The sequence below is a fragment of the Peribacillus sp. FSL K6-5616 genome (assembly GCF_038008245.1).
GTDB lineage: Bacteria > Bacillota > Bacilli > Bacillales > DSM-1321 > Peribacillus > Peribacillus frigoritolerans.
Window position 1 is genome coordinate 1,979,422 of the sequence record NZ_JBBOYT010000001.1, and the last position, 19,826, is coordinate 1,999,247.

30 protein-coding genes and 1 pseudogene are annotated in these 19,826 nt (G+C 34.8%); 22 read left to right on the forward strand and 9 right to left on the reverse strand.

Going from position 1 to position 19,826, the window contains the following annotated elements; genetic code table 11:
• The 14 genes and pseudogenes from MHB45_RS09495 to MHB45_RS09560 all read left to right on the forward strand — a co-directional run bounded on the left by MHB45_RS09495 (position 1) and on the right by MHB45_RS09560 (position 7,311).
• The gene (locus MHB45_RS09495; protein WP_340907747.1) at positions 1–348 is read left to right on the forward strand and encodes a phage baseplate plug family protein; all 348 of its coding nucleotides are present in this window, start codon (positions 1–3) and stop codon (positions 346–348) included.
• Positions 335–1,156 (forward strand): phage protein, encoded by an 822-nt coding sequence (locus tag MHB45_RS09500; RefSeq protein WP_340907748.1) that lies wholly within the window; start codon positions 335–337, stop codon positions 1,154–1,156. The genes MHB45_RS09495 and MHB45_RS09500 overlap by 14 nt, the downstream gene beginning before the upstream one ends.
• 13 nt (positions 1,157–1,169) lie before the next feature.
• The gene (locus MHB45_RS09505) at positions 1,170–1,520 is read left to right on the forward strand and encodes a hypothetical protein (protein ID WP_340907750.1); all 351 of its coding nucleotides are present in this window, start codon (positions 1,170–1,172) and stop codon (positions 1,518–1,520) included.
• Positions 1,517–1,873 (forward strand): DUF2634 domain-containing protein, encoded by a 357-nt coding sequence (locus MHB45_RS09510; RefSeq protein ID WP_340907752.1) that lies wholly within the window; start codon positions 1,517–1,519, stop codon positions 1,871–1,873. Before MHB45_RS09505 ends, MHB45_RS09510 begins: the two co-directional genes overlap by 4 nt.
• Positions 1,873–2,133, forward strand: coding sequence for a hypothetical protein (locus tag MHB45_RS09515; protein WP_340907754.1), 261 nt, complete (start codon positions 1,873–1,875; stop codon positions 2,131–2,133). The genes MHB45_RS09510 and MHB45_RS09515 overlap by 1 nt, the downstream gene beginning before the upstream one ends.
• A gap of 15 nt (positions 2,134–2,148) precedes the next feature.
• Positions 2,149–3,057: pseudogene (locus tag MHB45_RS09520) on the forward strand (baseplate J/gp47 family protein); the annotation flags it as partial.
• The gene (locus MHB45_RS09525) at positions 3,054–3,695 is read left to right on the forward strand and encodes a hypothetical protein (protein ID WP_340907757.1); all 642 of its coding nucleotides are present in this window, start codon (positions 3,054–3,056) and stop codon (positions 3,693–3,695) included. The pseudogene MHB45_RS09520 and the gene MHB45_RS09525, both read left to right, overlap by 4 nt.
• A 12-nt stretch (positions 3,696–3,707) precedes the next feature.
• Positions 3,708–4,478 (forward strand): hypothetical protein, encoded by a 771-nt coding sequence (locus tag MHB45_RS09530; RefSeq protein WP_340907759.1) that lies wholly within the window; start codon positions 3,708–3,710, stop codon positions 4,476–4,478.
• A 12-nt stretch (positions 4,479–4,490) separates the two neighbouring features.
• Complete coding sequence (locus MHB45_RS09535; protein WP_340907761.1) at positions 4,491–4,844, forward strand: hypothetical protein; 354 nt, start codon at positions 4,491–4,493, stop codon at positions 4,842–4,844.
• A 2-nt stretch (positions 4,845–4,846) separates the two neighbouring features.
• On the forward strand, positions 4,847–4,948 hold the full coding sequence (locus MHB45_RS09540; protein ID WP_340907763.1) for a CD1375 family protein: 102 nt from the start codon (positions 4,847–4,849) through the stop codon (positions 4,946–4,948).
• Between the two features lie 78 nt (positions 4,949–5,026).
• Positions 5,027–5,956 (forward strand): hypothetical protein, encoded by a 930-nt coding sequence (locus tag MHB45_RS09545; RefSeq protein ID WP_340907765.1) that lies wholly within the window; start codon positions 5,027–5,029, stop codon positions 5,954–5,956.
• A 108-nt stretch (positions 5,957–6,064) separates the two neighbouring features.
• Positions 6,065–6,304 carry a hypothetical protein gene (locus MHB45_RS09550; RefSeq protein ID WP_340907767.1) on the forward strand — a complete coding sequence of 80 codons (240 nt, stop codon included), beginning with the start codon at positions 6,065–6,067 and terminating at the stop codon, positions 6,302–6,304.
• A 102-nt stretch (positions 6,305–6,406) separates the two neighbouring features.
• Entirely contained in the window at positions 6,407–6,631 is a 225-nt protein-coding gene (locus tag MHB45_RS09555; RefSeq protein WP_340907768.1) for a BhlA/UviB family holin-like peptide, read from the forward strand.
• 17 nt (positions 6,632–6,648) lie between these two features.
• Positions 6,649–7,311 (forward strand): N-acetylmuramoyl-L-alanine amidase, encoded by a 663-nt coding sequence (locus tag MHB45_RS09560; RefSeq protein ID WP_340907769.1) that lies wholly within the window; start codon positions 6,649–6,651, stop codon positions 7,309–7,311.
• 75 nt (positions 7,312–7,386) lie between these two features.
• Here the strand turns inward: MHB45_RS09560 and MHB45_RS09565 are convergent, their stop codons facing one another.
• The 7 genes from MHB45_RS09565 to MHB45_RS09595 form a co-directional block, all read right to left on the reverse strand.
• Entirely contained in the window at positions 7,387–8,511 is a 1,125-nt protein-coding gene (locus MHB45_RS09565; RefSeq protein WP_340907770.1) for an AlbA family DNA-binding domain-containing protein, read from the reverse strand.
• Positions 8,512–8,719: 208 nt separating this feature from the next.
• Positions 8,720–9,442 carry a UPF0489 family protein gene (locus MHB45_RS09570; protein WP_340907773.1) on the reverse strand — a complete coding sequence of 241 codons (723 nt, stop codon included), beginning with the start codon at positions 9,440–9,442 and terminating at the stop codon, positions 8,720–8,722.
• A 51-nt stretch (positions 9,443–9,493) separates the two neighbouring features.
• A complete protein-coding gene (locus tag MHB45_RS09575) occupies positions 9,494–9,685 on the reverse strand; it encodes a hypothetical protein (RefSeq protein ID WP_340907775.1) in 192 nt (63 codons plus the stop codon).
• Positions 9,686–9,713: 28 nt separating this feature from the next.
• Positions 9,714–10,028, reverse strand: a complete 315-nt coding sequence (locus MHB45_RS09580) for an NUMOD4 domain-containing protein (protein ID WP_340907777.1) — start codon at positions 10,026–10,028, stop codon at positions 9,714–9,716.
• An 87-nt stretch (positions 10,029–10,115) separates the two neighbouring features.
• On the reverse strand, positions 10,116–10,796 hold the full coding sequence (locus MHB45_RS09585) for a hypothetical protein (RefSeq protein WP_340907779.1): 681 nt from the start codon (positions 10,794–10,796) through the stop codon (positions 10,116–10,118).
• On the reverse strand, positions 10,780–11,916 hold the full coding sequence (locus MHB45_RS09590; protein ID WP_340907781.1) for an FtsK/SpoIIIE domain-containing protein: 1,137 nt from the start codon (positions 11,914–11,916) through the stop codon (positions 10,780–10,782). The genes MHB45_RS09585 and MHB45_RS09590 overlap by 17 nt, the downstream gene beginning before the upstream one ends.
• A 20-nt stretch (positions 11,917–11,936) precedes the next feature.
• The gene (locus MHB45_RS09595) at positions 11,937–12,248 is read right to left on the reverse strand and encodes a hypothetical protein (protein WP_340907783.1); all 312 of its coding nucleotides are present in this window, start codon (positions 12,246–12,248) and stop codon (positions 11,937–11,939) included.
• A gap of 312 nt (positions 12,249–12,560) precedes the next feature.
• Here MHB45_RS09595 and MHB45_RS09600 point away from each other — a divergent pair, with 312 nt between their 5' ends.
• The 6 genes from MHB45_RS09600 to MHB45_RS09625 all read left to right on the forward strand — a co-directional run bounded on the left by MHB45_RS09600 (position 12,561) and on the right by MHB45_RS09625 (position 15,052).
• Complete coding sequence (locus tag MHB45_RS09600; RefSeq protein ID WP_340907784.1) at positions 12,561–12,995, forward strand: endonuclease domain-containing protein; 435 nt, start codon at positions 12,561–12,563, stop codon at positions 12,993–12,995.
• Between the two features lie 121 nt (positions 12,996–13,116).
• Positions 13,117–13,320, forward strand: a complete 204-nt coding sequence (locus MHB45_RS09605) for a hypothetical protein (protein ID WP_340907786.1) — start codon at positions 13,117–13,119, stop codon at positions 13,318–13,320.
• Positions 13,321–13,337: 17 nt separating this feature from the next.
• Complete coding sequence (locus tag MHB45_RS09610; protein ID WP_340907787.1) at positions 13,338–13,484, forward strand: hypothetical protein; 147 nt, start codon at positions 13,338–13,340, stop codon at positions 13,482–13,484.
• 85 nt (positions 13,485–13,569) lie between these two features.
• A complete protein-coding gene (locus tag MHB45_RS09615) occupies positions 13,570–13,914 on the forward strand; it encodes a YolD-like family protein (RefSeq protein ID WP_340907788.1) in 345 nt (114 codons plus the stop codon).
• Positions 13,915–14,101: 187 nt separating this feature from the next.
• On the forward strand, positions 14,102–14,443 hold the full coding sequence (locus tag MHB45_RS09620; protein WP_340907789.1) for a hypothetical protein: 342 nt from the start codon (positions 14,102–14,104) through the stop codon (positions 14,441–14,443).
• Positions 14,444–14,644: 201 nt separating this feature from the next.
• Entirely contained in the window at positions 14,645–15,052 is a 408-nt protein-coding gene (locus MHB45_RS09625; RefSeq protein WP_340907792.1) for a hypothetical protein, read from the forward strand.
• Positions 15,053–15,367: 315 nt separating this feature from the next.
• On the opposite strand, the gene MHB45_RS09630 is transcribed toward MHB45_RS09625, so the two are convergent.
• A complete protein-coding gene (locus tag MHB45_RS09630) occupies positions 15,368–15,583 on the reverse strand; it encodes a helix-turn-helix domain-containing protein (protein WP_252280903.1) in 216 nt (71 codons plus the stop codon).
• Between the two features lie 196 nt (positions 15,584–15,779).
• Here MHB45_RS09630 and MHB45_RS09635 point away from each other — a divergent pair, with 196 nt between their 5' ends.
• On the forward strand, positions 15,780–16,073 hold the full coding sequence (locus tag MHB45_RS09635) for a hypothetical protein (RefSeq protein ID WP_268592836.1): 294 nt from the start codon (positions 15,780–15,782) through the stop codon (positions 16,071–16,073).
• Between the two features lie 429 nt (positions 16,074–16,502).
• On the opposite strand, the gene MHB45_RS09640 is transcribed toward MHB45_RS09635, so the two are convergent.
• Entirely contained in the window at positions 16,503–17,564 is a 1,062-nt protein-coding gene (locus tag MHB45_RS09640; RefSeq protein WP_340907795.1) for a DUF3900 domain-containing protein, read from the reverse strand.
• A gap of 480 nt (positions 17,565–18,044) precedes the next feature.
• On the opposite strand from MHB45_RS09640, the gene MHB45_RS09645 reads away from it, so the two are divergent.
• A complete protein-coding gene (locus tag MHB45_RS09645; protein ID WP_048686090.1) occupies positions 18,045–19,457 on the forward strand; it encodes an amino acid permease in 1,413 nt (470 codons plus the stop codon).
• Positions 19,458–19,826 lie beyond the last annotated feature (369 nt).

Here is a 19,826-nt window from a genome sequence, read left to right on the forward strand (position 1 = left end):
ATGGATTACATCCTTGTTGACAAAGAAAATATCCCTGAAATGTTCGATATTGACCTAGCGGATGAGACTTTTAAACTTAAGTTTGCTTATAACGAATCAGGGGACTTTTTCACCTTAAATCTTTATCGACCTACTGATGGTGAGGAAGACGAAGAAATAATTTTAGGTGAAAAAATGATATTGAATAAACCACTATGGAATGATTCATCAGATCTAACATTACCAGCGCCACAATTGGTTCCTATGGATTTATCAAATAACGAAACGAGTATTACCTGGGATAACTTCGGGGTAACCGTTTTCTTATATATTAATGATCAGGCGGATGATGAAGATGACAACTTATAACTTTAAACGGGTTATGAAAGTCAGTATCGGACGAGCCACATTCACAAATGAAGATCTTCACATTAGATTCGAAATTATTTTCGATGATGATATGAAGCCTAATAAAAACACGGTGCAACTATATAATTTATCCAAAGATACAATCTCCAAATTCAAAACAGGTGATACGTTAACCGTGCAAGCTGGGTATTCGAATGATGTTGGGGTTTTAAGTATAGGCAAGGTATATAGCATCAAAACGAAATTCGAAGGGGTAGATAAGATAACAACGATTTACACTTCTGAGGGTGAAGATTACACAAAAAAGAAGATTGATAGTAAGACAGCAGACAAAGGGAAAAAGGATTCCATAACCTTCAAGAAAAATACGAAGGGTTCCACCATGATTAAAAGGATGCTAGATTTGTTAGGCGTCAAACTAGGTGCGCCCATGAAATTAAAGAATGACAAAGTATATAAAAAAGGCTACACCATATCCAAGCTTATTTACAACGATTTAGAAGATATTGCGAGGGATTGCGGTAGCATCATTTATCACCGCAGAGGAAAGTTGGTCATTAGACCGTTGAAGGAAGGAATGGACGAAAGGTTCGTATTAAAAGAGGAAACTGGATTGATTGGAAGTCCTTCAACATTCACGGAAGATAATAAAACAGGGTACACGGTTAAATGCTTAATGCAACACCGTATTACCACTTGTAGCATTATAGAATTGAAATCAAAGACGGCTAACGGTAAATATCGAGCTTGTAAAGGGAAACACGTAGCGGATAAGAACGACTTTTATACAGAATTCTCATGTGAATAAGGGAGGTGGACTGTTGAGTTCAGAATCAAGATTTGTTGATAATGTTATTAAAAATATTATGTTGCAAGTTCACACGAATCAACCAGCAAGGGTAATTAAATACTTCCCTGATTCCAAACCGCCATCAGCAGATATCGAATATCTTTTTATGGCAAAGGATAAACAAGGGGATTTAATTAAACATGCAATGGTAGAGGCTGTGCCAGTTGTTAGACATGTCGGCCCTTTAGTAAAGGGAGATGTGGTGTGGGTGGAAATAGCAGAAAGAGCGATGGATGACTTTCAAAAAGTCCCTTTTGATCCTGGAATGAGAAGGATGTTTAATTTAAATGATGGTGTGATAACGGGGGTATTTGACTTATGAAATCATTCAAATTAGATGAAAACGGTGACCTTGTTTTTGAAAACGGTTCTTTTGTAATGATAGAAGGTAATGAAGAATTAGCTCAGCAAGCCCGTATGTGCATGCAAACAGAAAAAGGTGAATGGTTTTTAGATCCCGAAGAGGGAATGGACAGAAGTCCTATACTTTCTAAGAATTTCAATGAAACAGAGGCTAAAGATATCATAATGGAATCAACGATTGGAACGACTGAACCGTTAGAATTCGAAAATATAACCTTTGTTCGTGATATAAGGAATAGAAAAATTTCAATCGATATCGTCATGCGCAAAGAAGACGGGGGAGTTTTGGAGTTGGAGGGAGTTGAAATTTAATGGCATGGGGACTTTCGGAAAAAGGGTTTAACCGTCCTAATCAAGCAGACTTGAAAGAAGAAATTGATCAAAAACAAAAGGAACTGTTTGGTGAAGATGTGAACTTATCATATAAAAGCCCTAACGGTATTATCAGTGGTCTTTTATCATGGATACTTGCAAAGGTATGGGAATTAGCTGAAAAGGTGTATCATAGCGGGCACCCTTCAGAAGCAGAAGACAAAAACCTAGATTACTTAACTAGTTACTTTTTGACTTAAAGGAACCCGGAATTATACGCAGAGGGAACGGTTGAATTCACAGGAACGCCTAACTATACCGTTGATGCTGGGACGAGATTCGAAACCGAAACAGGAGTAGATTATGCATTAAAAGAAGATGTGTTATTGAATTCATCTGGAATAGGTACGGGATCAGTTGTAAGTCTTAGAGCTGGTTTAATTGGTAATACATTGCCTGGAACTATTACCGTACAAAGTGAGCCAAGTGCAAGTATTGAAACAGTAATAAACTCTGAAGCTATTACAGGTGGCAGAGAAAAAGAGACAGATATCGAATTAAGAAAAAGGCTATTGGATACCAATGGAATTAAAGGATATTCAACGCCTAACAGCATTGTTTCAGCTGTACAAAACGTTTTAGGTGTAAGGGCTGCAAACATCCACAATAACAATACAAACGTAACAGTGAACGGGACACCGCCTAATAGTTATCAAGTTTATGTATTAGGTGGGAATGGGCAAGAAATCGCAGAAGCTATATTTGATAAGGGTCCTGCGGGTATTGAGCCGTTCGGCACATCTTCCTTTCAAGTATTGGATATGAGTGGTGTTTCTCATAAAGTCTCCTATACACCAGCTAATACAGTTAATGTTTTTTCGAGCGTTAACCTGACCACAGATAACACATTTCAGAGCTCAAGTATTACAGAGGTAAAAGATACGATTGTTCGCTTTATTGGTGGTACGGATAGTAATGGGGCAATTTATACAGGGTTAAATATGGGAGACAAGGTTGTTATATCTCAATTGAGTTATGAAGTCATGAAAATTCAAGGGGTTAAGGATGTAGTAATTAAAATTGGTAAAACATCCGGGACATTAGTATCAAGTAATATCGCTATAGCAGCAAATGAAGTTGCACAAACGAACGCAACCAATATAGCCGTTACGGTGACAGTATGATTTCATTTATTGATACATTTCGAAAATTGACTGATGTTTTTACAAAGAACCCAAATTCGATGATTGGGAAATATATATTACTGATCACGGAAAAAACAAATGAAATTAGATTAACTTTTGAAAAAATTGAATCATGGCGTGATATCCAGCAAGCAAAAGGAACAACACTTGATTTAATCGGAAAAGGTTGGGGCCAGGAACGCGGAAATGTGAGTGATGAAGTTTTAAGGTTGCTTATATTAGCTAGGATAGCTCGTAATAACAGTAATGGAACGTTCAATAACATGATAGAGGTAATAGCAAGGACATTAAATACTGACCCCTCTACGATTAAAATGCGAGCTATGTACGAAGTAACAGAAGGAAAAAAGGCTGCGGCACTACGGATTGAAGGACTCCCAATCAAAGCGTTAAATGATGCCGGGTTATCAACTTCTCAATTCGGATTTTTAGTTCAAAGAGTCGCACCAGCTGGCGTAATGGTGGAAAGTATCAATTTACAAGGAACGTTCCGAATGTCTAGAGTTAAAGACCAAGTAGAAACAAGTGTTGAAGGTTTTGCGCCAGTTGACCAAAGTACAGGTGGAACATTGAGCGCCATTTATGAACCGTCAGGAGTAGAAGATTTACCAATTTAAGGAGGGCACAGTATGCCATTTAATCAAGCATTACCCGTATGGAACGCGGTAGGATCACCACCACCAGAATCTAAAAGAGCGGTTGGGTATTTACCTGATGAACACCCGCCGGCCGACTGGTGGAACTGGCAAATGAATTTAACATACCTAGCTTTGAAAAACTTGCAAGATAATGCAGCAGATAAAACGCTGGCAACTACAACAATATCTGGTTTAATGGCTGCGGCGGATAAAACTAAATTAAACGGCGTTGCAACAAATGCAAATAATTACGTTCATCCAACTACACATCCAGCATCCATTATTACACAGGATACAAACAATCAATTTGTTACAGCGGAAGATAAAAGTAATTGGAATGGAAAAGAAACAACAGCAGGGGCGCAAGCAAAAGCAGACGCGGTTAAAAATATGTTGTTTGACCAATCTCTTTTATGGCAGGGTGCATCTTATCCGTTGTCAGTCGATACAATTACCCCTTCGAAAAAATTATCAGAATGTCCGAACGGATGGATCTTAGTTTGGAGTGATTACGATGTAGGTGTTGGAACTAATGATTACCAATTTGTTTTCACATTTGTGCCGAAAACATTCCCTTCTTTGTTTCCAGGAACCGGAGCGAATGCATATTTCCAGGTTCCGAACTATGTAAGTGAAACACAAATTCAAACAACAATTAAACAATTGTCCTTTACGGATTCCACGGTAAAAGGCAATGATATAAATAAAAACAGTTTTTCACAAAGCGATGACGCAGTTTTACGACGGGTATTAGCTTTTTAAGGAGGGGAATACATGAAAGTATATATAAATATTGGCATAGATAAACGGGTTAACGGTTTCGGTAGTACTAGGGGTAGTGCTTCAGATGTTGAAATGACTGTTGAAGATAACAATGAATTCCTCAAAAACCCGTTCATTTACAAATTAATAAGCGGGAATTTAGTTAAGGATACAGGATATCAGCAAGAACAAATTGAGCAGAAAAACGAAATGGAAAACAAACCAACGGAAATTCAGGTTTTAAAAGAGGAAAACACCGAATTGAAACTGGCCCTTGCTGAGATGGCTGAAAAAATGGAAATCGAAAAAATTAATATGATGTTAGCGGTGGCAGAATTAGCTGAAAATATAAAAGGAGGAATTTGACCTTGGCAAAAATATACTATGACTTAATCAAACTAGGATTACGGAAGATTGAAAATGTCCCGTTACAATGGCGCTCAGATGTTCAGGAAATGTTGAGTGCGTAAAAATAGGTTATTGACATGATATTTTAAGTCATCCTTTATGGAGGCTTTTTTATTTTGTCTAAAATGAGGAGTGAAAAAATGACTGACGTAAATGTTAATTTTCCACCTACGGTTTCACCGAATAGAGTGGTGACTGCAGGTGATGTGGAATCAATGGTAACACAAGTAAAGGCAGATGTTGAAGGTCAGGTGAGTGTTGTTTCCGCACAGTTGGCGGATAAAGTGAATCTCACTAACAAAAAGATAAACGTACTAAACGAGCGAACCGGTGATATTAGTGCAGTAGATATTGCGAATTTCTCTGGTCAAGGCTTACCGAGAACAGAAGCGCCGATAGGGTTTGTTTTTCATCATTATACAGACGGTGAAATGATGCGTTTGGATAACGTTGGGGATAGTCCTGTATTGACGCTAAAGAACGCACGAAATGACAGCAGAAGAAATGATAAACCAGTTGGTTATGTAGGAAACGGAAATTTCTTAGAATGCAGAAAACAACATGATACAGGGACATACAACTTGTTTACGGTTGGAAATGACGGAGACTTAAGGTGGTTTGATAATGGTGGTAGTTCAAAAGTTAAGCTATATAATTTAAAAACTCCCATTGCTAACGAGTACGCATTCGAATTAGTTCCGTACAATGCAAACACAAAATTATTAAATCTTATGAGCGCGAATAATGTATCAGCTTTATTAATCTCCATTGATGGCAGTAATTATGTACAAGTGACAACCACAAGTAATAACGCTGGTATAAAATACACTCCTACGGGAAATTTTTGGGTCAAACCGACAAACGGGTCTGTTTTGCTCGAGGCCGATACTTTCGTCAGAAAGAATAGTGTTAATTATAAAGTTCAAACTGCGAGAAGTGGAACAACAGCAAACAGACCTACAGATTATATAGTCGGTGAAAGTTATTTCGATACTACCTTAGGTAAGCCGATATGGTGTAAAACGGTGGCTCCCGTAGTTTGGGTTGATGCAATGGGCGCAACTGTATAATCGAGAGGGAAAACTGAGCGGTAAGATCATATTCTAAAGGTCAGAAATTCTGGATTACAGCTATAAGGGTATCCGTTATAATGAAAATAAACTAGGGGGTGTAAATAGATGATTGAAGTGATAGTTGATCATTCCTATGAAGATGATTACCATAGTATTGCTCAGATAAAAGTAAATTTAGCAGATGATAACGAAAACAAAAGGATTTCTAAAGTTCTTGCTGATAATAATGACTTTGGTAGACAAATTTTCATCTCAGGTGGAGATGTAATGGGTTTTTTAAGTAATGCCTTAAACATTGACCAAAAATATATTGACATCGCCATAGAGGAAATTGATCTGTATTAAAGCTATTGGTACAATTTCCGCATTTATCAAACTAAATGGCAACACAATTAAGTCGTCCCAAAAGGGCGGCTTTTTATTATGCGATGAAAGGGGGGATAGACATTGGAAACAGAAATATTTAATTTGTTTTTAAAACAGGGTGGATACGCAGTCTTATTCGTATGGTTACTATGGACAACAATGAAAACTAATAAAGAACGTGAAGCAAATTATCAAGCGGTAATTGAAAAGAATCAAGATGTAATTGAAACACAAGCTCAAGCATTCTCAACATTGGCTCAAGATGTAAATGAAATTAAACAAATTATTGTACAGGATAATAAATAATCAAGGAGGAATTTAAAATGAATGAATTCGTTATTTCAAGTGGACACGCTAAAATAGTACGTGGTGCAAGTGGGTATCTAGATGAAGTTAATGAAGCTAGGAAGGTAGTACCGAAAGTTGCTGAATATCTAAAAGAATTAGATTGTAAAGTACATACATTTAATGATGATACGTCAAAAACACAACGGGACAATATCAATAAAATAGTAAAATACCATAATAGTAAAAGTCGGGATTTAGATGTATCTGTGCATTTTAATGCAGGAACAAAGGAAACTGGCGGTACGGAGGTTCTTTATTATGGTGATGATAATAAAGCATTGGCTGAAAAGGTATCAAAAGCTATTTCTGAAGCACTTGGAATTAAGGATCGTGGTGCTAAGAAACGGACTGATCTAGGATTCCTAAAGGGAACAGCTAAACCAGCAATTCTTATAGAGGTATGTTTTGTTGATACTAAAACGAATGCTGATGCTTACAAGAAGAACTTTGATGATTGTTGTAAAGCAATAGCTGAAACGTTATCAGGTAAAAAGCTGAAGGAACAAGCTAAACCAGTTGAAAAGAAAAGTGTTTTACATAAGGTACAAGTAGGTGCTTTCTCGGATAAGAAGAATGCGACTAAATTAGCGGCAGAGTTAAAGAAAAAAGGATATTCAGTAAATATTGTAATAGGATAATTCAAACAAAATATCCTTCTAGATTATGAGAAGGAATTTTTTATTTAAACTTAAAGAGTGGGTGGAAATAAGACATTAAACCGTTTTATTATTGTCATTTTTCCATCCATTTAATATATCTTTTAATATTAAGGACGTTATAACATTTTCTTTATATTCATCTTCTAAATGGTATCCTCGGTTCTTTTCCATCCAATTTTGAATTTTATTAATAATTTCTTGCTTATTTATCGATATATAATAATCGAAGGATTTTTTTTCTTCACAATTATCAAAATACAGAATTAATTTTGAAAACTTATCTTTAGCAGTGACTGCTTCCTCACTTGTTTCATCCAAAAGAAAACGATGTAAGTTATAATCCAATGTTCCTTTAATAAAAAACCTGTAATGGATTGACTTTTGATGATATTGGTCTAATGGAATATATGCCCTCTCAGGTACATTGGTTAGATATCTTCCACCATCTAAAATTGCTAATTCAAACGTATGAATTTTCATACCATTATAACAAGCGTACAATGGTTCATAAGACATATTTGTATCTGTTTGTAATGCAGAATAGAACATTGGACTGCGATCTCTTTCATACTCTCCAAATAATAAATTGTAATTAGGGTGAAGATTATGATAATACCCTTCAGCATTTTCTTCCCAATTGCTTTTGTCCACTAACAACTTCAATATTTTCTCTTTAACAGGTTTATCAATCCCTAACCTTTTCTTCCAAAGTTTCTCGATCACATTGTAATTAGAATTTTGATTAATAGGCGTATTGCTATCTCCGGTTCGTGTGTAAATATAGCCTTCTTGGATCTTATAAAATTTCTTATTTCTTTTTTTGATATAAAAAGGCACAGAATCAGAATTTTTAATTACCATTACATCAACATCTTTATCAGAGATGCTAAGATACATCATTTCTATTTGGGGAGCAGAGTCGCCAGCAAACTGCATACTTCTAAGCATATCTACTACATCTGCCTGCTTTTTTCTGTTGTTGATTCCTTTAATATCTCCATTATCACTTACTCCAACTATAAGGTAACAATCTCGATCATGTAGTGTATTGGAAAAACATAAAATATCATGTATTAATTTTTCGTTATCATTATGCCATTCTTCTTTATAATCCCAATAATCCCCTTCATAACCTCGGCTAATTAAATCTTGGATTAATTCTTGATAATTTGTGTACATAAAATTCTACTCCTTAATCAACTAAAATTAGATGTTTTCTAATAAGAATTAATTCGACTCTTTAGGAAGAACTGCTATATTTCGATCTGCAAACATTTCATTTCTCTTCTTTTTGTATTATATTTCTATATTTATTATAAACTATCTTACATAACATGATTACAAAAAAATGTAGCCCTTACTTGTTTGAGTAGGGGCTTTTAATAGTTTACCATTCTTTTGCATTTTCAATATCTAATTCAAACACCTCAAAAAATATATCTAAAATTCGTCGACAGTTTTCTTCACCACCACAATACCAAGGTGATAAAGCTACAGTAATTAAATCCCAGTTAAATAAATTCTTTAATAGCTTCAGATTCTGATATATTTGACTTTCACTCAATAATTCATCATTAAGTATAAAATAATCTAAATCCAGATCTAAAACAAGGGATTTACTGTCTAAAAATCCAGAATCAAGGATACCTAATTCAACAAATGATTTGAAATCTTCTATAAATCTAAACCTTAAAGCAGTACAGTCTTTTCGCTTAATTGTTTCATTTAAAATTAGCCATTCAGGTTCATTATTTGCAAATTTTAATGTGTCATTTATATCATCACTGCAGTATGTTTGATGGCTTACATACAAAACTCTTTGTAAAGTATCCGTAGCTATACCTGCCCAAATAAAGTTTTCAATTTTCATACAAGAATCACTTGTTACTTTGTATATATCTTCTGGTGTTTTAATATTTAATAATCCTTCTACCTTAGTACCATCGGGCATATTATCGAGATGTCCATCAACATGAATTAATGTTGCATTTTCATTTAATTCGCCTCTTAATTTAGCAAGTTCCCAAGCTGCAAATGCCCAATCGTGATTTCTTGTAATATAGATTTTCTTTTCTGGGAAACTAATACGGTAATCATCATCGTGTATCATTATTTTTGCTCACTTTCATAATAAAAAAATTTTAAATAATTATTATATCAATTAGAATAGCTCAATCTTGGCATCTGTACGCACTGTTCCCCGTGTACCTTCTTCATTCTTGTAAATAAAATCTTCTTCTTTAATGTAAACACTCAAATGATCAGTTTCTTTATCCATTTGAGACCAAACATCAAAGTTATTACCATTCTTCTTTTCTTTAAGTTGATATTGTGATGTAAAATATTTTTTCATTATTATTCTCCCTTTATAAAACATTTTTTTATTTATAAATAACTTCTCTAGCACCTTTAAAATCGTACTCAGATAATTTATTTTCAAATGTCTCTTTCCATAAAACAAATAAATTAAAATCTTTACTCTGACCATTTTTGTAAAGTGATACAACATGAAATCCGTATTCATCATTACATCTGGCTAAGAAGCGTTTTCTGTAATGTGAATAAACCCTTCCTGAAACTGTCATATCATATAATCCCTCATATAAAGGAATTGGTTTTCTGCTTTCATCAAATGGGATTGAATCCACATTATCCTTGCCTATTATATAAACAACATTATTAACGTTGTCATTCAAACTTATTTCCCCCTTAAGATATAGGTATAATAACCCATTATATACATTTAAAGTTTAACAGGGAAGGATATGTGTTGTGAATTAATTTTATTTTTTTAGCTTCAATGATCCCCCCTTTGTTTGAATAACATTTTTAACCGGTTTAGGTGTGATTTGTAGAGTTGATTCACCTGATCTACTTTCTATAAAGTCAGATATAGAAGGGGATTGATAAATTTCTAGCTTTGTACTTTTTACAGCATATCGAGTAGGAGTAATAATTAGGATAGATGGAAATACCTTTTTATCTGGTCTTTGCCAAGGTTCATCTTTCCAATCGCCTGTATCATAATAATTTTCATAAAGATCAATTTTCTTTTGCATGACTTCTTTCGTGTAAACATTGCGTTGAACCTCGATAAATATAGGGTTAAACCAAATAGCAAAGATGTCTGGTTCAATTGTTCCTTTGACACCATATTTAGGCTCAATCATGAGGTTTTTAGTTTCCCTATGTGCTTTCATTTCAATAACAGTATCTACAAGTTCAAGGAAATGGGGGATTTTAGTTGAGTCTGGTTTAATATTGCAGTCAACGGTGAAGTAAACGTATGGAGAGTGAAGAGTACTGCATTTGATAAAGTTATCCCTTGTTAAACGTTTTAAAACACTATTACAAGAATTTATAGGATTCTTAAGATGCTTAAAGTGTAATTCAACTATCTGGTTCCTTGACATCATTCTGAATTGTCTCAAGTCATTAATTATGGCTTTATCCCTTTGGTTCACTATCGAACACCTCATCTAATGAAAATTCATTTACCTTTCGATCTGCGACATCTTCAAGCTCTGATTTTTCTTGTGTCACTTTAAATGGATCAAGTAAACCTTTAGCTTTTTTCTTATCCATATAAGGTACTTGAATTACTCTTTCTTTACCTTGAGTTAAAAGTATCATCCTACCCGCAGTATCTAAGTCAACTGATTGCTTCAATCCACTTATTTTTGCATTTGTTTCATCTGACTGTTTACCTGATATTCTAAAGGTGAGGTTATTCTTTAATTGTCCACCTAATGATTTCGCATCACCACGTTGCATTGACAACATTAGATAAACACCATTAGAACGACCTATACAGGACATACTTTCAATTATCTTCATTATTTTTGGTTTATCTTTAAGCAATATAACTTCATCAATACAAATCACAATTGTAGGTAGCTTCACTTCTAATTCATAAATACTTTCAACGTCCATCGCATCAAGTAATTTACCTCTTCGAACCATTTCTTTTTCAATTATTTGAAGAGGAGGGAGGAGTGACTTAGCATCCATATAAACACCCATTACATGAGGAAGTCGTTTGTATATGCCGAATTCTGAAAACTTTAAATCACCAAGTAAGAACTGTATTTCATTTGGTGACTTATGCAGAATCAATGAGGTCAATATTCCCCTAATTAATGAGCTCTTACCACTTCCAGTTGTTCCTGTGAGCAATATATGATGTTCTTCTGCCATATCCTTAACATTCAACTTACCTGACCTATCTACACCACACATAATAGGGATTATTTTATCCTTACAATGAGGTTGAATCTTTTTAAACTCGTATGGAATATCTTTTTCCATGTCCTTTGAATAGCACCACAAGATAAACTTCTTCACCTTACCATCTATTTCAATGTTATTTCCAAAGCACTGTTTGAATACCCATTCTTGCTTCAAAACTAAATCAGGATTAGCACCATCAGGTAAAGTGAATGTAAATCGGACAGCTTCATTTTCCTCATCAATATGGACATCATGGATCTTTGGATAACGTGTATACGTCTTTGATTGCGTTGTAGTTTGTTTATGGATTCCACCAAGTTTAAATGCCCTCATCAATGAACCTCGCAGCTTCATCTTTGCTCTCCATAGCTTCATCATAGGAACGCACCACTAACAGCGAGCATTAATTTCCATATAAATCCGAATGCTATACAAGGTATAGCAATATTAACTCCTATGTGTAGGGCTTCAGCTACATCATAATTTCCTTGATATTCAAAAAACTTTTCCAATAAGGCAATGGATACAAGGCCAACACCCATAAGGCAAATTGTAGGATCTAATAAGATAAGTGGACTTACCGAATATAGGTTAATATTCGGACTAGTTTTCCTATTTACCTTCTTTTTATTTTTAAAACTTCTGTCCATAAATGAATGCAACTCTATAATATGCTTTCTTCTCATAAAAATAATTCCTCCTTTTAAATACTCAGTCAATTACAAATTAAATAAATCCCCTCGCGCTCCCCCTTAATCCCTCACTACGTTCACTCTTAACAAATTCCTTCAATGCAGTGATACCAACGGGTTAAACTTGTATTTCATTGGTAATGATAATTAGTAAAAACAAAGTATCTGAACAGTCGGTAATTATCTGATTTTTTTCAAATAATCAGTAGGTAATTTATTAAAGAAATCGTATCGACTTTGGTAAATGATATGTAGAAAGTTCGTAGATGTTGCTTGTACCTACGAGAAAGGGGAAATTTATTTACAATGGTAGAATATGTGGTGTTTTTTGGACTTGTTATATCAGGGTTTGTCTTTCTATGCTTGGACATACGAAGAAGCAGAGGAGTGAAGGTGAATCAATACATTCCCCCATACTTTGTGGAATTAGATAAATGTCAAAGTCCTATTGAGAAGAGGGTATTGAAAGCGTTATGGATAAGGGATTATAAAGCAACTGCACAGTATCCAATAAGAAGATATAGAATTGATGTGGCACTTCCAGAATATCGACTAGCCATTGAATGTGATGGTAAAGATTTTCATTCAAGTAAAAAAGCGAAGGCTCATGACAGGAAGAGAGATGCATACTTAAGATCAATTGGATGGAAAACGCTGCGGTTCAGTGGAAGTACCATCAATGGGAATATGAGCAAGGTAATTACTCGAATTGAATCTGAAATACAGAAGAAACACTCTTGATTAAGACGTGTTTGTTACGTTTCTGTCACAAATAAAAAATATTGCTAATCTATTCACAATACTGTCACAAGGACTTTTTACCTATATAATGAATATATAGGCTATGAGGGAGGCTGATTTTGTGAAATTGAAAGAATTGAGTTTTGAGCGAACCGGTTACATAAAGGCTAAGTTACAGTTATTTGATGATCATGTATTCTTAATGGCTGATGATTGTATGCCTGTGAAGTTGTGCCGTGAAAAATATAGTGAAGAAGAAGCAATCCAATTTGCAATAAAGGAATTTGAAAAACTGAATAATGTAATTTTGACGTCTATCGATTGATATCTGGAGGAATAAACATGCGCAACCTAGAAGGCTTAAAAATAATTGATACAGAAGAATACACTTATATAGAGGGAATTGGTACAGCTACTGAAGAGGGTACTCTAGACTTAGAGGGGTTAATTAAAACACTTTTACAGGAAAGATATTTCCGTTATCAATAGAAGGGAAATTTTACCCTTCATTTTTTTGACTAAAATAAGAACAAATGTTCTATAATGTATTTATAGAATGAATGGAGATGTTCTTATGTCAATAAAAGATCGTGGAAAGCTTAAATGGCAACCAGCTTTGATGCTACCTGAATACGTTAAATTATTAAACGATGTGAATAAGGATTATTACCGACAAGTAAAGCCAATTCTAGACGAATACCAAATAGAGGAGTTTGAAAACAAGATACATACCGCAATGGAGTTTGCTTCACCTGTAAAGTTTACTGTTTGGGAAGATGGTTTTGATTGGGAGTATGTTGGGATGATACATAGGTTAGATCCATTCACAAAGGCGATATATTTGGAGCTGGAAAATGAGAAGGGACATATTATTAAGGTGAAGTTTGAAGACCTTGTAGCGGTAGAAGTAAGGGAGTGAAGGTGTTTTATTGGAAATTCCATCTTTCTCCTATTATATAATTTTACGTATTATTCTTATATTTTATATAATTTTATGTATTTCTATTTTTATAGAAAATTTAATGAAAAGTGAATATAAGCTATTTTGTTTGGAGATTATTAAGTTGTGAAGGGTGAAGAATCCAACAACAAGGGAGTGTTCATTGATGGTTAAGAAAGTAAATAAGAAGATGGATGCGGAAGAAATTGAAAGGTTAAGAAAGATAATGGGAGTAGATGAAGCAAACAAAGATAATTACATTTACGTTGAAGGTGCTGGAATTGCATGGGAAACAGGAAAACCAAATTTGAAGAGAATGGCTCAAATGCTTAGTGATGCCTATTTCAAACATTTTGATGGAGGATTTAATGATCATGAACTAGATACGATAGGAAGAAAATTATTTTTAGCGAAATTTTGTGGTGATGATAATAAGGCAGCAGATTATTTTAAACAAATAGAGGAAAAAGTTAAGATTAAAAAATCACAAATATTAGATAAGGAGTGATGAGTAATTGGATAAAAAAATAAAAAAGTTAATCTTGATGAAGTCGATATGACAGATGTAAAAGTAATTTGCTCGGGAGAAATTGATATCAATGAATATATGAGAAAGAAACTTCTTGAGTTTATTGCCGAAGAAGAAAACAGGTTATCTTGTATTTAAAAATAAGTGATTTATCTATTATGGGAGGACTGATTTGTATATATGGCTTATAAAAAATACATAGATGAACATGGGAGATTAATTGAAGAGCATACGGATGAAAATAATGAAACAATAACTGACTACGTTGGAGTATTTGTTGAAGAATATGTTGATGGAAGAAATGCTAAATGTAAAAAATATATTGATGAAAATGGAGTCGTTACCCTAATATGCGAAAAACCTGAAGGATATAAAGGGTTGTGGATAAGAGAAACTAGATTTTTAGGAGAGTTTTCTGTTAAGGCTTATTTATTAAAAAAATACGCCCTTCTTGCTGAAAAGCATAATCTGGATGCAAAAGAAATAAGAAAGGAAGTAGTCAAAGCAAATAAGGAATTTGAAAAAAGAAAACAAGAGGATTTAGAGTTATACGAGAAATTAGCCAAAAAGATTGACGATGAAAAATAATGAAGATTAATTGAAAGGACTATTTCATGGAGAAAAAATCGACTAAACAAGAAGAGAATAAACATAAAGCTATGGATAAGCCTCCTTTTACAGTAAAAAGAAAAAATGAACCTAACTTAAGGTTAATGGCAATGGCGTTTTCGAACTTGTAACATCAAACAAAAAATATTGATAAACGATCGAATGGTGAGAAAATGAAAAAAAGCTAAGGAATATTCCTCAGCTCAGTTAAGGGAGAATAATGAAAAAGAAAAGCTAGTGATAATAATATCATTTACAATAAAATTCCATTATATACAAAAAACCACCAGTTATTTAAGATTGGTGGTTTTCTTCTTTTACATGAGCAATTATATCCTCGATTTCACAATGAAGTACATCACAGATTTCATTAAGAACTTTCATTGATACAAATTCATCTTTTCCTATCTTAGCCAATGTAGATGATGAAATTTTAGTTTGTTTCTGTAAATCAACCTTACTTATTTTACGTTTGTGTAGTGTAGCCATTAAGGGTGCATAGGTGAACATGTAACCCACTCCTTTAGGTTTATATTGAATATCTTTAGTTTAGTGTACCATAGCTTTAAAAAAATATAAAACTTTTTCGGATTGGTGTTGACATCCATATTTGGTAAATGGTATATTAGCTTTAGAAAAGCGAAGATATCATTCGAGTAAACAGACATAATATTCGATATAACAAAACAAAGGGAGAGATTAAGGGATGACAAATCAAACAGTAGCAGTAGAAGGTAAAGAAATGGTAAGAGAAACTTTCGGAGTATTCACAAACTTGGGCATTGAACTTAACTTTAACCAAAATTCGGACAACCAAAAACAAGCACTAATTGAAGCGTTATATAAACTTGAAGGAATTTCTACTATTGAAATGAAAATTACATTAAACGATGGAACAGTCATTGTGCCTAACATAAACAATTGGAATCACAAATGCGAAAATATCTCAGTTTTCGATGAAGCAGATGACTACATGGATTACAGTACAATGTTTTTATAAAACCTTGCGATCTCGTAACATTTAAAAGGAGGCGAAAAGATGAAAAGTTATGACTCCATTCCAAACGAGTGGAGTTTTTATAATTTATAGAGAGAAAGGTAAGGGAGGGATAAATTCGGATACTTCTATGGCGTTTTTGTGAAGACATTCGAAGTGAATTATTTAGAGAAGATAACTGATTTGGGGTTTAGCTTGGGGGATTAACATATATAGAAGAAACTAGATCAATACTTTATTACAAGAAAAAACTACTAACTATAAGTTAGTAGTATGGTCAAATTTAGAGTAAATAATAGAGGTTTGAGAGTTTGAATTTTAGTTTGAAAATTGGTCACAAAATTGGTCACAGATTTGACTGAAACCATTGTTATAAAGCAATAATTACATGATTTATTGGTCACAATTTATGGTCACATACATTAAAAAGAATCAACTTTTATTTATGATTTTTTCGATTAGTATTTGCAAATCATCCGGCTTATGAAATTCAATCGGCGAAACGCCTTTATCGAACTCTATTGTATTGGATTCTATCATCAATACATACTTCCCATTAATCTTTCCTAAATGGATGCTTTCGCCAAAATCGGCTAACAGTCCTTTGACGGATGTACTGCCTAGTTTCATTCGCATTTCGGCTTCAGGTGTATGCTCGACAATTTGGGCTGTGGCTTCGACGACCTGGTGGGTTTCAAGGCGTTCCTGGATTTCCCGTTTATCGCTTGTTTCCCAGATTTCCAGGTCCTGTTCGAATTTGTGCAATTCGTCACTGTTTTCTTCGAATTGAGCGGATACATGTTCATGAACCATATGGATAACCTGGTTTTTCATGATTTCAGGCATCGATTCCCCATATTCGACGAACTTCAAGAAGTCCTCGAAGTAGCGGGCATGTGAGGCCTGGTGGATTTTCAGTTCGCCTTCTTCGACCATTCCTTCTTCGGGCATGTAGGGGTATTGTATGGATTTCATATTTTTAGTGGTGATTGCCATTTCAACGTGCCTAATCAAGGTCCGTTCATCCGAAATGGAAGCAACTTTCGGCTCGAAATCACATTTTAGTAAGAAAACGAATGGTTCATCAAGATATTTCGTTAATTTTGCCGATGCGATTATGAAGACACCGCCACGGACGGCACTCGTATCAATATAAGACCGCGTGAATTGTTCATTTTCCTCTTGGAATTCCTGTTTTGTTTTTGCATATCGAACACGGTTAAATACATTGTAATTAGGGTTGGAATCAAGTGCATGTCCTTCTTCGACAATAAAAGAACCAATTTTCGTTGGTATTTGTTCAGTTTTTGGATGACGGTCGACTTTCCGTTTGGAAATCTTCATCAATTCCCCATCCAAAAAATCCTTTAGAGGACTTTCTTCGTATTCTTCTGTATCAAGAGTTTGGAAATGTTTAAAACGCTTATCAGCCTGATCGCCTTTTCCTTCGACTTGGATTAAATAAAAAGACAGATAGGTAATTGCAAAATCCATGAATGTCACCTTCTTCAATTATTAAGCATAATTCCCGTACTTTTTTTAAGACTTAATAAGTATAGTGATGTACTTTGATTCCGTCAAACTATTGGTGCATGAATGATCAGGATAATATTGGAGTATTATTTCATAATAATACTTATACAAAAATAACGAATGAACTTATATTGGATTAAAAATATTAGAAACTTATACAAGTAGCGCACTTTATTAATATTAAAATAATGAATTGTTAATCCTTATTTGTTAAATATTGATATTCCTGTTGAATATTAAGGATTACCTTCCAAATAAAATTCAAAAAACAGAATTTTACAATAATAAATCATTGACGAAGGAAGGGGTAATACGTATAATTTGAAAGTCAGACAATTCAGGAATTGTAGAAATTTGTCGAAATTTCTTCGATATAAATGAAAGTGAATTTATTTGTCTGTAGTTTTCAGAATAGTTTATAAAATTTACGGAGGAAAGAACATGAGTATTTTTAGGAAGAAGTCCATTGAGGACTTGTTGAAAAACGCCGGTTCCGGCGGTAAGGGATTGAAACGGGAACTAGGGGCTTGGGATTTAACGATGCTAGGAATTGGAGCGATTATTGGGACAGGCATATTTGTATTAACAGGTACTGGTGCAGTGAATGCTGGTCCTGCACTTTCATTATCTTTCGTCATTGCTGGGCTTGCCTGTTTATTCGCTGCACTTTCTTATGCAGAATTTGCAGCTTCCGTGCCGGTATCCGGTTCGACTTATACGTATGCTTATGCAACTTTAGGTGAATTCGCCGCTTGGATAATCGGATGGGATTTAATTCTTGAATACTTATTGGCTGTTAGTGCCGTATCGGCTGGGTGGTCGGGCTATTTCCAATCATTTTTAAGTGGATTCGGAATTAACTTTCCAGAGAAATTGACGGCAGCACCAGGTTCGGTCGAAGGTGTCACGACTTATATGAACTTGCCGGCCTTTTTGATAGTCATGGCGATTACCTTTTTGATTTCCATAGGTACGAAACAAACGACCAGAATCAATAATATAATGGTCGTTATTAAAGTGTTGGTAGTGTTGTTGTTCATCGTTTCTTCTATCTATTATGTGAAACCGGAAAACTGGCAGCCTTTCATGCCATTTGGTATCGATGGAGTATTTTCAACTGCCGCATTAATGTTCTTTGCCTTCATCGGCTTTGATGCAGTTGCATCTGCTGCTGAAGAAACAAGAAATCCAGGAAAGAATTTACCACGCGGAATCCTCGGTTCCTTGGTCATTTGTGTTGTGCTTTATATGCTTGTAAGTTTAATCATGACAGGTGTGGTACCGTATGCACAATTCAGTAAGGCTCTTGATCACCCGATTTCTTTGGTCTTGCAAAGCGCAGGACAAAATTGGGTTGCAGGAATCATCGATCTAGGTGCCTTCCTCGGAATGACAACGGTGATTTTGGTAATGTTGTATGGACAAACGCGAATCATGTTTGCGATGTCACGTGATGGGCTGATGCCAAAATCCTTATCAAAACTTCATAAAAAATATAAAACACCTTATGCAGCTTCATGGATATTTGGTATGATAGCGGCCGTATTGGGAGCATTCATACCTCTTGGTGAATTGGCAGAGTTGGTCAACATCGGAACATTGACTGCTTTTACGATGATTTCCGTAGCGGTCATCGTTTTACGGAAAACAAGACCGGATATGAAACGAGCTTTTTATTGTCCGGCAGTACCGCTCGTTCCCGGCCTGGCCATCGTTTTTTGCGTATTCTTGATGATTCAGCTAGGGAGTCATACATGGATAAGGTTTTTCATCTGGATGGCTATCGGAGTAGTCATTTACTTCGCTTATTCCCGTAAGCATTCCAATCTTAACCAGCAGGAAAATGATCATTGAAAAAACACTTTTTGAGAGTTTCAGTTTGACGACTAAAGGGGTTAGGAAGGCTGAAGGCTATCTCCCCGAACCAAGATTTTAAATGAAAGCTTGGTTATCCTTCATGTATTTTTGTTTTTTCGCTAGCCAGTTAAATTCAGCAGGAGTGTCGCGAATTTCTTCAATCCTGTGAGGGTTTCATAGAGATGTAAAAAACCAAAAAATATAAACTAGTCTTATTCAAGTGTTCGAAATGAGTCCAGCCTACAGTTTATTCTTAAAATAGATTCCAGTTGATTGGAACGGAAGGTACGAGACTCCTGCGGGAAAAGAGCGCCGAGGAGGCTCCCGGACCGCCCGCGGAAAGCGAGTGCCTGAAGTGGAAATCAA